We start from the raw sequence: 11,516 nt of genomic DNA, 5'->3' as shown, positions 1-11,516 counted from the left end.
TAGAAAAGCTCTTAAAATAGCTTCTGGATTATATCCAGTTGGTCCTTTATTAGACTTAGGTTTTATTTTTTCAACTAAAGGTTTAAGATCAATAGGATCTAAAATACAAATTAATTTGTCTGTTTCCGATAAATTAAGTAATTCTTCAAAGGGAAAGAGACACTCTTGTCGAATATTATTAATAGGGCTTCACCTTCTTTCGTGTTTTATGGGTGCTACTATTTAATTCGACAAGATGGGGTGAAGCCCTTTTTATATCATTAAAATCTTTGTTATATCAAGGCTTATTTTTATGAAATTCGCTTATATTAAAAATATAATTGAGTTATCAGATTAAGTGTGTTGATCAGGAAGAGTTGTATTTACTAATTATAAACAAAATTATTAAATTCTAAGGGGGTAAGTTCAATTAAATCAATAAATAATCATAAAAATATTTATATATATATATTATTAATTATTATTTGTGGGGCAGCTCTCTATTTGCCAGCTACTTTCTATAGAGATTTGCACTGGGAAGAAGAAATGAAATATGTTGAAGTTGCCAAGGAAATGTATGATACTGGAAACTGGCTGGTTCCACATTTAGGGGGAAAGTTTTATTCGCATAAACCTCCATTTTATTTTTACTTTTTAAATTTCAGCCGACTTATGGCCGGGAGTTATTCTGTAACCGCAATGGTTATGATGAGTTTAATTCCGGGTATTTTAATTGCAATAGTCACTTTCTTCTGGGGAAGCCTGAATTTTAATAAGAAATATGGATTTTTGTCGGCTTTGATTTTAATGATTACTTTTTACTTTTTTGCTCTTTCAATAACAGTTCGAATGGATCATTTAATGGGGTTTTTCATTATTTCTGCTTTATTTTCTTTTTATCTCGGTTATTCTTCAGAATCAAAAAGAAAAGATAGATTCTATTATTTGGTTTATTTATTTATGGCCCTGGCAACATGGATCAAGGGACCGGCTGGCTTTTTAATTCCTTTAGTTGTTATTCCTGCCTTTTTGTTAATTCAAAAAGACCTGGCGGAATTTAAAAATTTAAAATTAAAAAAAGGTATCTTAATTTTTATAGGTGTAATTTTATTATGGCTGGTACCTGCTTTAATTAGAGGGGGAAAAGAATATGCATATCAATTATTAGTTGTTCAAACTTTTGGTAGAACTGTTAATTCTTTTGCTCACCAGAAAGCATTTTATTATTATTTAACAACTTTTTCTTTTACTTTTTTACCATGGTCTTTCTTTCTTTATTCAGCTTTTATTTACTGTTTTAAGAATAGAGGAAAGTTACCTCAATTTACAAAATTTTTACTTAGCTGGTTTGCTGTTACTTTTATTTTATTTTCTTTAATAAGTGGAAAGCTTGACATATATCTCTTACCAATCTATCCAGCTGGAGCTCTTTTGGTTGCTTATTTATTTAAAGAGATTTCAAATCGGAGAGCCTCCAAATATTATATTATAATTCCAGCAGTGATTACTTTTGCATTTTTCACAATCGGAAGTTTTTTTATCCCCCAGGAATCACAGGGAATAGCTTTAAAAAGTCTTTTGATGCCAACAATTATAAGCTGGATTTTGGGAGGAATAGTCGGTATAATTCTATTATTTAAAAAGAAGTATAATTATATTTCGTATCTAGTTATTATTATATTTGCAGTTTTTCTACTCAACTTTTCTTTTTCAGTAGCTCAACCTTTCAGTCAGACTTATACTCTTAAAGAGACAGCTAAAGAAATGCAGCAGTTAAAGACTAGAGGAATCAATAATATTGCTACCTATAAATATGATGGTGATTCGGATTCAATTGGTATTTATCTTGACTTTTGGCCGGAAGTGATTAAGGACCGGGATAGCTTTCTAAATTATCTTAAGCAGGATAAATTTGCAGTTATGATGGAACTTGACGATTGGCAGCAAATCAGGGGAGGTTTGAATCAAAATATAAAAAACAAATTTGAAGTATTACAATTTGATCAAAGTTATATAATTATTACTAATTATAGTAACTGATTTAACTTTAAAAACGTATATAAATTAAGGGTGGTGGAAAATGCAGAATTATAAATATGATTTTTCAATAGTGGTACCCATTTATAATGAAATCAAAAATTTGTCTCCTCTAACAGATAGTATAATTAATGAATTAAATAAACAACAATATAATTATCAAGTAATTTATGTAGATGATGGAAGTCAGGATGGCAGCAGCCAAAAAATAGATTTGCTGCAGGAAAAAATAAATAGACTTTCAGCAATACATTTTACCAAAAATAATGGTCAGACTGCTGCTTTTTTAGCTGGTTTTAAAGAAGCTGAAGGAGAATATATAATTACTTTAGATGCAGATCTCCAGGTCAGTCCTGCTGATATACCTAAACTGATTCCTTTTTTAAAAGATTATGATATGGTAATCGGGATGCGTACCAATCGGAATGATGGTTTGATTAAAAAAATTTCTTCAGTAGTTGGTAACGGGGTTCGGAACTTTATTACCGGTGAAAAGATTACTGATACAGGTTGTCCACTAAAAGTTTTTAAAAATGAGATTCATAAAGAATTTTATCCTTTTAAAGGTATGCACAGATTTTACCCTACTTTAGCCAGAATTAATGGATATAAAGTAAAACAGGTTCCGGTTAACCATTATCCCCGAAAATATGGTCAGTCTAAATATGGGATTAATAACAGAATGTGGAGAGGATTATTTGATACACTAGTTATGCGGTGGATGAAGAAAAGAATTATTAATTATAATATAAAGAGGGATTAATCTATGATATGGATAATAATTGGATTTGTTGGTCAGGCGATGTTTACCTTACGTTTTGTTATTCAGTGGATTGCTTCAGAAAAAGCCAAAAAAAGTATAGTTCCAAATGCATTCTGGTATTTTAGTATTGCAGGAAGTCTTACTTTGTTAGTTTATGCAATTCATCGGCGAGATCCAGTTTTTATTGTGGGACAGTCAACTGGTTCTTTTATTTATCTACGAAATTTATATTTAATTAAAAAGAACAGAAAGAGCACAAGTAATCAGTGATCTAAAGTCATTTTACATATTTATTTAAAGAGGTGCTGATAAATGAGAATTTTAGTTGTAGAAGATGAAAAGGATTTATCAGATGTAATTAAAAAAGGGCTTGAGGAAGAAGGCTTTGTTGTTGATACAGTAAGTGATGGCCAGCAGGCTGTTAATTTTGCCTGGGATAATGAATACGATATAATAATATTAGATTTAATGCTACCAGTTAAAAATGGAATGGAAGCTTTAAAAGAAATCAGAGAGTACGGTATTAATACAGCGATCTTAATATTAACAGCAAAGGATATGGTAGAAGATAAGATAAAGGGATTAAACAATGGTGCAGATGATTATCTAACCAAACCTTTTGCTTTTGGTGAGCTGGTTGCAAGAGTTAGAGCATTACTTAGAAGAGGTATTGAAGAGAATAATAATCAACTTATGACCGGAGATCTTGTAATTGATACGGTAAACCATAAAGTCTCACGCGGAGGAATTGAAATACCTTTAACAGTTAAGGAATACGCTGTTCTGGAATATCTGACGAGAAACAGAGGCCAGGTACTGTCTCGAACCCAGATAGAAGAACATGTATGGGATTATCGATATGGAAATACATCTAACATTGTTGATGTATATATACGCTATTTGAGACAAAAAATTGATAATGATTTTGAGCCAAAATTAATTGAAACGGTTCATGGTAGAGGCTATAGGATAAAGGTAATTGAAAATGAAACTTAGATTAAAAATAAAGACAAGATTAACTTTATGGTATATAATTATTTTAACAATGACTTTAATTGCCTTTAGCAGTTTTATATTTTTAAATGTAGAACAATATATATATAACCAGGTAGAAATTAGGCTAAAAAATCAGGGAGAGCAAATCATTGGAGAAATTGAGAATAATGATCTGAGAGAGGAAAACATCGAAATTAGTCCAATCATTAATGAAGTAAAAGAAAATGCTGATAAAGATTATTTAATAGCTTATTATGCTGCGAATAAGAATTTGGTATTAACCAATAAACAAAATTATATCTTACCAGACAAATTAAAGACTGATAATGTTTTTTCTGTCATTAAATTAGAAAATGATAATATTGATGAAGATTGGGCGTTAATAACCTTACCGATAAGCAGTCAAAGTGATTCAGGCTGGATTAGGGTAGCAAAACGGCTGGATTCGGAAGAAAAAATATTAGATAAATTAATATTAATTTCAATACTGGGTATATCAATCTTTTTAATAGCAGCCATTACTGGCGGATACTTTTTGGCTGGGAAGGCTCTTTCCCCAATAGAGAAAATTAATACTACTGCTAGAGAAATAAGTTCCAGTAGTTTGGGGCGAAGAATTGAAGAAAAAAATACTGACGATGAAGTGGGCAGTCTGATTGTAACTTTAAATCAGCTTTTTGCAAGGCTGGAGAAGGCCTTTGAAAGAGAAAAACAGTTTACTTCAGATGCTTCTCATGAACTAAGGACCCCAATAACTGTAATCAGAGCTCAATCGGAAAAGATTCTGAGAAGAAATGATTTAAAAGAAGAATGTGAAGAAACCCTGAAAATCATAAAAAAGCAGTCTGATTATATGGGGCATTTAATAGAACAGCTCTTACTGCTTGCAAGAAGTGATAGTGGAAAGCAGATTATTGAAAAAGAAGAGTTTGATATTAATGAATTAGTGAAAATTGTGGCGGGAGAGTTTAGCGCAGTTGCCGAAAATAAAAATATAGAAATAATTACTGAACAGTCGAGCGAAAGCATAAATGTTTTAGCAGATCAAAGTATGATTATTCAACTCCTTCTTAACTTAATTGATAATGCTATTAAATATACACCAAAAGGTGGAGAAGTTAAGATAATTACTGAAAAAAATGATGAAAATTTAATAATTAAAATTAAAGATACCGGTAGGGGTATTCCTAAAGAAGATCAAGATAATATATTTGAGAGATTTTATCGGGTGGATAAGTCACGATCTCGTAAAAAGGGTGGCACTGGTCTGGGGCTTGCAATTTGTGAATGGATAGTGGAGTCTCACGAAGGAAGTATTAATTTTGAGAGTAGTGCTGGTATAGGAACAACTTTTATAATTAAGCTCCCTGTAGTTTAAAAGATTTATATTATTTTGCTACCTGGACTATAAAAATAAGCTTTTTATTTGTTTTCAATAAGCTTTATATTTATCTTCAGAATGAATATAATTCTTTACGAAATTAAATTTATTAAAGAGGGGATTTCTCTATGAGTAATTATTATAATTATCTAATATCATTAATTCAAAATTTCTCTATTTTTGGTTATCTATTAATAGCTATTCTGGCTTTTTTTGAATCTTTTGCTTTTATAGGTTTAATAGTACCGGGGAGTATAGCTGTTATTATTGGAGGATTTTTAGCAGCTCATGGCAGTTTGAATATTGTCATTTTATATCTTTTAGTTTTTCTGGCTGCTGTTTTAGGAGATAATTATAGTTTTCGTTTAGGAAGAAATAAAAAAGTTCCCTTTAATCAGGATGGTAAAATATTTAATCAGGAACTTTTTATAAAAGGCCGAAAGTTTTTTGAACATTATGGAGCTAAAAGTGTTTTTCTGGGGCGATTTGTTGGCTGGGTAAGACCTATTATCCCATTTATAGCCGGTTTTTTTGAGCTAGATGCCAAAGTTTTTTTGCTGTGGAATATTTTAAGCAGCATATTATGGGCAGCGTCTCATATTGCTCTTGGCTACTTTTTTGGTAGAACCTGGCAGCTTGTTGCCCTCTGGTCTACAAGATTTACAATCTTCTTTACAGGATTAATTGTTTTTGTTATTTTAATATATTTACTCAAACATTTTGCTCTAAGTAGAGGAAAGGAACTTTTAACTTTACTTGTTTCAATAGGTGAATCGATAAAAAGTGCTGTGATCGAGAATAAAGAAGTAAAAGAATTTGTTGAGCAGCATAAGGCGTTCTTTTCATTTCTAAGAAAAAGATTTGATAGGAATAATTTTTTTGGTCTTCCAGTTACTCTTTTTGTTTTGTCTTTAATCTATGTAATGGCTCTTTTAGGAGGTATTATTGAAGATTTTCTAACTACTGATTTAATTATTAGTGTTGATCATAGAATAGCAAATCTTTTGACGATCTTTAGAAATGAAACTCTTACAGATATATTTTTCTGGATTACTTTTCTCGGGAAATGGCAGGTTATATTAGTTTTTACATTTAGTATAATTTTAATTTTATGGCTCTGGAACAAAAAATCATATATAATTCCAATTTTGATTAGCATTACAGGTAGTGTGTTATTTACCTATATCGGCAAATTACTTTTTCATAGAGCAAGGCCGGTTGTTGCAATTTATCAAGAAAGTTCTTTTTCTTTTCCCAGTGGTCATGCTACAATTTCAGTTGCGTTTTATGGTTTTTTAACTTATTTTTTAGTGAAAGAAATTTCTAGCTGGAAACATAAGATAAATATATTTTTTACGGGTTTGATATTAATTATAGCTATTGGTTTCAGTAGACTTTATCTAGGTGTACACTTTTTAAGTGATGTCTGGGCTGGATATTTAGTGGGAACTCTGTGGTTGATTATAGCAATAAGTGTTTCAGAATATTTAACTCTTAATCAAAAAAATATTTTCCATAAATTTAAAGAGGTAGAATTGTCCGGACTGGTAAAACAAATAATTTCAGTTATAATAATAATTTTAGCAGTTAGCTCATATACATTTTTTTCCTTAGAATATCAAATTCCATATAGGACAACTCTTCCCCAGAAGCCACTAATTGTTAGTAAAGCTCTCAATGTTTTTGAAGGCAGTAGGCTTAAATATACAGAGTCACTTTTAGGAGAAAAAGGAGAACCGTTAAGCTTTATTATTGTGGCTAATAATGAAAAACAATTAATCAGAACCTTTCAAAGTGCTGGCTGGAATACAGCTGATGAAATTAACATGTATACTTTATATAAAGCTGCAAAAGCGGCTTTATTAAAAAAACCATATCCCAGTGCACCGGTTACACCTGATTTCTGGAATTCAAAGGTTAATGATCTTGCCTTTGAAAAACCAGATTCTAGTGATAATATTAGAGTTCGTCATCATGCTCGATTCTGGGAGACTAATTTTATAACCAATGATGGAGAGAAAATATATGTAGGTACGGCAAGTTTTGATAGTGGAATTAAGTGGGGTATAACTCATAAGATTGATCCTGATATTGATAGTGAGAGGGAATATCTTTTTGATGATCTAGAGTCTACTTCTCTGATCAAATCTGCAGAAAAATATCAATTTGTCGCGCCTAAACTGGGAAGTAATTTTGTAGGAGATCCTTTTTTCACTGATGGCAAAGCATATATATTGGTAGTTGAATAAATAGATTTCAGTTAAAATATTTAATTAACTCAAAGTTTTATTAAAAAATAAATAATTTTTGATAATTATTAAAGGCATTGTTCAGCTGGGATAACTCCAGCTGGGCGGTGCCTTTTTTTATATCTGTTATTTTAAAGATTAAAAAAATCTCATTTTTAATTAATAAATCTCTAATATCTAAGTTGTAAAATTTAAATCAGAGAAAGAGATAATAATAATCTTAAAAAGTGGTGATAAAAATGTTGGTAATAAATAGTCTAACTAAAAATTACGATGGTTTTACAGCTGTTGATAATTTAAGTTTTAAAGTAGGAGAAGGTGAAATATTTGGCTTCCTGGGACATAATGGAGCAGGGAAAACAACAACAATTTCTATGCTGGTTTCATTAATTAGACCAAGCAGTGGAACTGCTGAGATTGCTGGTTATGATGTTGTAAAAGATAATCTTAAAGTAAGAAGTATTCTTGGTTATTTACCAGAAAACGTCAACTTATACAGCAACTTAACAGCTTTTGAAAATCTCTATTTTTTTGGTAGTTTATCTGGGGTTGAAAATGTTGAGAAAAGGATAAATGAGGTTCTTAAGGATTTAGAGATGCACTCCTGGAAAGATACAAAAGTCAGGGAATTTTCTAAAGGAATGAGACAGCGTATCGGTATAGCTCAGGCCTTACTGCATAAACCCAGGATATTATTCTTAGATGAACCAACCTCAGGTTTGGATCCACAGGGGACCAAAAGCATACGTGATCTGCTCTTATATATAAATAATAATTGGAATACGACCATATTTCTAAATACTCATCTTTTATCAGAAGTGAAAAAAATCTGCAGTAGTATTGGAATAATCAGTCACGGGCAATTGCTAATGACAGATTCTTTAATAAATATTAAGAAAAAATTTGGCAGTGAAAAATCTCTTGAGGATATATATTTCCGTATTGAGGGGGATCAAAATAATGGGAAAAATACTGTCTATAGCATCTAAAGAAATAAAAACTGCATTTAAAGATAAGGCTTTTCTAGCAGTTGCGTTACTTTTCCTTTTGCTTTCTATTCTATCAGTGTATATAGGGTCAGCAACAAAAAATGCTGAAATCACAGCATATCAGGATATTGTTAATTTATTGAAATCACAGGGAGCTACTTCTATTCCAGCAGAGCCGAAGATATTCCCCCTATCAATTCTGAAAAATATTATAAATTATGTTGCGGTAATAGGCTCAATTGTTGCTATATTTCTCGGATTCAATTCTTTTAGTGAAGAAAGAGAGGAGGGGACAATTAAGCTTTTACTTTCAAGACCAATTTACAGAGATCAGCTGATAAATGGTAAACTTTTTGGAGGAGCGTTTGTAATTGCAGTTCTATTAATAATAACTTTAGTTTTTAATTGTTTCCTTTTTACACTGGTATCTGGAATGAATATTAATTTTGCTGAATTTAGTCGTTTAACTGTTTTTTTTGTTTTTGCTTTTTATTATATGATAAGTTTTTATCTTGCTTCATTATTTGTTTCTCTCAATAGTCAAAACAGTACTTTTGCATTTTTATTAATGCTAATTATCTGGATGGGAGTAAGTTATGTTATTCCACAGCTGGCTGAAAGCCAAAAAAATTATGTTTATGTACTGAATAATATAAGTCAAACCATGAATCAAATGCCGCAGGATACACTGATCTCTAAGACAATAGAGATATTTTCTCCTACAGTACAATTTAAAAATATAGGTCGTGACCTTCTGCAGGTAGTTCCAGAACATGCTCAACTTTCTCTTTTTACAATATTGAAGCTTAATCTGCGATCAATTATCTATCTTCTAGTTCCTGGGCTTTTTATGCTTTTTGGTTCATACAATAGTTTTTTAAAGGAAGGTAATTAAATGAAAAGAATACTAACTGTATTAATAATTTGGATAGTCTTAGCAGCAGTATTTAGTTCAGGAGCAGCAGCTCAGACTTTTGCTATCAGTCCTATTTATCTCAGTAAAGAGGCAGCTGTGGGTCAGCAGGTTGATTATACTTTTCTAATTAAAAATAATGAACAGAGAGAACATAATTATTCTTTTCAGATACTAAATCTGCAAAAAGAATATATCAGCAGTCTGGATAATAAGTCATTTTCAGAAACCAATTTTAGTTTAGCGGCAGGGAATAGTAAAAAAATAGACTTGAAATTAAAAATACCAGAAAACTCAAAAGCTGATCATCTTTCATTCCGGGCTGTTTTGAAAAAAGAGGGTACTATTGCTAAATCTCTACCACTTAACATTAAAATTAATAAAGATTATCAGCTCACAATCGCAGATTATCCTCGAGATTTGAATTTGATCAGTGGTGAAAATCAAAGTTTTTCAGTTACAGTTGGAAACATAGGAACAGAGACCCTAAAAAATATTAAACTTAAATTTGAGCTGCCCAAAAAGTGGTTAATAGAAAATATTAACCCCAAACAAATGGATCTTAAAGCTGGAGAAAAAGGATCATTTAATGTAAAGATATTTGTTCCTTCATCACAGGCAGCTGCTAACAAAGAGATTTCAGTAATTGCCTATAATCAGCATTCTCAGACAAAAATTTTAATTGGCTCAATTACTGTTAAAAAAAATCCAAATTACTTTTTAGTAATCCTGATTCTGCTGATTATTATGATAATGGGAACAATATATTATTTTCGCAGATTTGGAAGAAGATAAATATTTTAAATGGAGGTGAACTTAATGAGTGAAATGATAGTGATTGCTAGAAAGGAGATTAAAGATTCTTTAAATAATAAATTTTTTCTTTCTATACTTATTTTGTTGCTTATTTTAACTATAGTATCAATAGTTTTGGGAACCTTACAGGTCCACTCCCAGATAGCACAGTACAATAGGTCTATTGAGTTTTTAAAGTCAATGGGTAAAACTAATTTACCGCCAATGCCCAGCCTTAATCCTCTCTCAGTATCAAAGAGCTTTGTAAATTATGTTGCTATGGTTGGTGCTTTATTAGCAATAATCCTCGGTAATTATGCAGTAAGCAAAGAGAGGAAAAATGGTACATTTAAACTAATACTATCCAGATCAATTTATAGAGACCAGCTTATTAATGGAAAGTTGGGTGGGAATCTGCTGCTCTTAGCTTTAATTAACTTTGCTATCGCAGCTATAACAATTATTTTTCTTACTGCTTTAGGGGGAGTTAGTCTTAGTCAGGCGGATTTAGTAAGATTAATCTTTTTCTTTGCCGCTTCATTTTTATATATGGCCTTGTTTTTTATAATATCTTTGTTTGTAACTCTGCTTCTACCATATAAAAACTATGCCCTGCTTACAGTAATAATTATCTGGCTTGTATTTGCTTTTATATTCCCTCAAATTGGCGATACCATGGATATGGATAACCAACTTCCCGGTGGATTTTTCGCAAGTATGGGACTCAACAGAGCTCAGGAGAAACAGATAGTCGATAAATTTAAATTCTATGAAACACTTAGAAATGGAATAGAAGAACTTTCCCCAACCAAACATTTTGAAAGAATTAGTTTTGCTCTCTTAGGAGTTAAACCTGGTTTTAAAAATAATACAGCCTGGGAAATAGTTAATCTAAAGTGGCTAAATCTGGCAGGTTTATTAGTGCCTAATATAATTTTAAGTATGCTGTCTTATCTGGTTTTTTTGCGCAGAGAAAACATTTGAATAGATAATATATTAAAAAGTTAAGCGAATTTCATAATACGCTTAATTTAGTTTAATTCAAAAAAAAATTGTCTGCGAATCATAAAAATAAGCCTTTTAACTTGAAATTGTAGATTTTAATGATTTGCCATAGATTTACTGCTAAATTTAGACGCACTTAGCTTGGGTAACTTAAAATCAAGCTTTAAAATGCTTTTTAAGCAGCTAAAACCTGATTTTGGAGCTTGATTTTCTCGGCTGCGATTCTTGTAGCTATCAAACTGATAGAACTTAATAACAAATGAGTTTTAACTTTTTTGGCTCCCATTACAGTTAAGTTCTCTAAATTTAGATGCTCTTTTAGTCTGGAAAAAGTCCTTTCAACACTGGTTCTTTTGTTGTAGATCTTTCTCCAAGTTCTAGAATCTCTATGTGGAGTTGATATATATCT

At 31.0% G+C, this 11,516-nt stretch carries 12 protein-coding genes; 11 read left to right on the top strand and 1 reads right to left on the bottom strand.

The window, feature by feature from the left end; translation table 11 throughout:
• The 11 genes from BMZ74_RS14645 to BMZ74_RS13490 all read left to right on the top strand — a co-directional run.
• A partial coding sequence (locus BMZ74_RS14645; protein ID WP_218142085.1) for a hypothetical protein occupies positions 1–226 on the top strand: 226 nt, incomplete at its 5' end.
• Positions 227–408: 182 nt separating this feature from the next.
• Positions 409–2,019, top strand: coding sequence for a phospholipid carrier-dependent glycosyltransferase (locus tag BMZ74_RS13535; RefSeq protein WP_089862747.1), 1,611 nt, complete (start codon positions 409–411; stop codon positions 2,017–2,019).
• Positions 2,020–2,059: 40 nt separating this feature from the next.
• A complete protein-coding gene (locus BMZ74_RS13530; protein WP_089862746.1) occupies positions 2,060–2,779 on the top strand; it encodes a glycosyltransferase family 2 protein in 720 nt (239 codons plus the stop codon).
• A 3-nt stretch (positions 2,780–2,782) separates the two neighbouring features.
• Complete coding sequence (locus BMZ74_RS13525; protein ID WP_089862745.1) at positions 2,783–3,049, top strand: lipid-A-disaccharide synthase N-terminal domain-containing protein; 267 nt, start codon at positions 2,783–2,785, stop codon at positions 3,047–3,049.
• A 42-nt stretch (positions 3,050–3,091) separates the two neighbouring features.
• Positions 3,092–3,775 carry a response regulator transcription factor gene (locus BMZ74_RS13520; protein WP_089862744.1) on the top strand — a complete coding sequence of 228 codons (684 nt, stop codon included), beginning with the start codon at positions 3,092–3,094 and terminating at the stop codon, positions 3,773–3,775.
• Positions 3,765–5,153: a sensor histidine kinase gene (locus tag BMZ74_RS13515; RefSeq protein ID WP_245750896.1), complete on the top strand. Its 1,389-nt coding sequence runs from the start codon at positions 3,765–3,767 to the stop codon at positions 5,151–5,153. The genes BMZ74_RS13520 and BMZ74_RS13515 overlap by 11 nt, the downstream gene beginning before the upstream one ends.
• A gap of 131 nt (positions 5,154–5,284) precedes the next feature.
• Positions 5,285–7,405 carry an LssY C-terminal domain-containing protein gene (locus BMZ74_RS13510; protein WP_089862742.1) on the top strand — a complete coding sequence of 707 codons (2,121 nt, stop codon included), beginning with the start codon at positions 5,285–5,287 and terminating at the stop codon, positions 7,403–7,405.
• Positions 7,406–7,644: 239 nt separating this feature from the next.
• Positions 7,645–8,394: an ABC transporter ATP-binding protein gene (locus tag BMZ74_RS13505; RefSeq protein ID WP_089862741.1), complete on the top strand. Its 750-nt coding sequence runs from the start codon at positions 7,645–7,647 to the stop codon at positions 8,392–8,394.
• Positions 8,366–9,289 carry an ABC transporter permease gene (locus BMZ74_RS13500; protein WP_089862740.1) on the top strand — a complete coding sequence of 308 codons (924 nt, stop codon included), beginning with the start codon at positions 8,366–8,368 and terminating at the stop codon, positions 9,287–9,289. The genes BMZ74_RS13505 and BMZ74_RS13500 overlap by 29 nt, the downstream gene beginning before the upstream one ends.
• Positions 9,290–10,102, top strand: coding sequence for a COG1470 family protein (locus BMZ74_RS13495; protein WP_089862739.1), 813 nt, complete (start codon positions 9,290–9,292; stop codon positions 10,100–10,102).
• Between the two features lie 24 nt (positions 10,103–10,126).
• Entirely contained in the window at positions 10,127–11,086 is a 960-nt protein-coding gene (locus tag BMZ74_RS13490; RefSeq protein WP_177181456.1) for an ABC transporter permease, read from the top strand.
• Between the two features lie 196 nt (positions 11,087–11,282).
• Here the strand turns inward: BMZ74_RS13490 and BMZ74_RS14785 are convergent, their stop codons facing one another.
• The gene (locus BMZ74_RS14785; RefSeq protein WP_281244111.1) at positions 11,283–11,510 is read right to left on the bottom strand and encodes a transposase; all 228 of its coding nucleotides are present in this window, start codon (positions 11,508–11,510) and stop codon (positions 11,283–11,285) included.
• Between the last annotated feature and the right edge of the window lie 6 nt (positions 11,511–11,516).

This window comes from Halanaerobium salsuginis (assembly GCF_900114545.1).
In the GTDB taxonomy this organism is placed as follows: Bacteria; Bacillota; Halanaerobiia; order Halanaerobiales; family Halanaerobiaceae; genus Halanaerobium; species Halanaerobium salsuginis.
Note: the sequence above shows the minus strand (reverse complement) of the source record. Positions and strands in the feature narration are given on the sequence as shown.

What these genes read in the sequence shown, in the direction of transcription:
- BMZ74_RS13530 (WP_089862746.1), top strand. Translation starts at nt 2,060, where the DNA reads ATGCAGAATTATAAATATGATTTTTCAATAGTGGTACCCATTTATAAT.
- BMZ74_RS13525 (WP_089862745.1), top strand. Translation starts at nt 2,783, where the DNA reads ATGATATGGATAATAATTGGATTTGTTGGTCAGGCGATGTTTACCTTA.
- BMZ74_RS13520 (WP_089862744.1), top strand. Translation starts at nt 3,092, where the DNA reads ATGAGAATTTTAGTTGTAGAAGATGAAAAGGATTTATCAGATGTAATT.
- BMZ74_RS13515 (WP_245750896.1), top strand. Translation starts at nt 3,765, where the DNA reads ATGAAACTTAGATTAAAAATAAAGACAAGATTAACTTTATGGTATATA.
- BMZ74_RS13510 (WP_089862742.1), top strand. Translation starts at nt 5,285, where the DNA reads ATGAGTAATTATTATAATTATCTAATATCATTAATTCAAAATTTCTCT.
- BMZ74_RS13505 (WP_089862741.1), top strand. Translation starts at nt 7,645, where the DNA reads ATGTTGGTAATAAATAGTCTAACTAAAAATTACGATGGTTTTACAGCT.
- BMZ74_RS13500 (WP_089862740.1), top strand. Translation starts at nt 8,366, where the DNA reads ATGGGAAAAATACTGTCTATAGCATCTAAAGAAATAAAAACTGCATTT.
- BMZ74_RS13495 (WP_089862739.1), top strand. Translation starts at nt 9,290, where the DNA reads ATGAAAAGAATACTAACTGTATTAATAATTTGGATAGTCTTAGCAGCA.
- BMZ74_RS13490 (WP_177181456.1), top strand. Translation starts at nt 10,127, where the DNA reads ATGAGTGAAATGATAGTGATTGCTAGAAAGGAGATTAAAGATTCTTTA.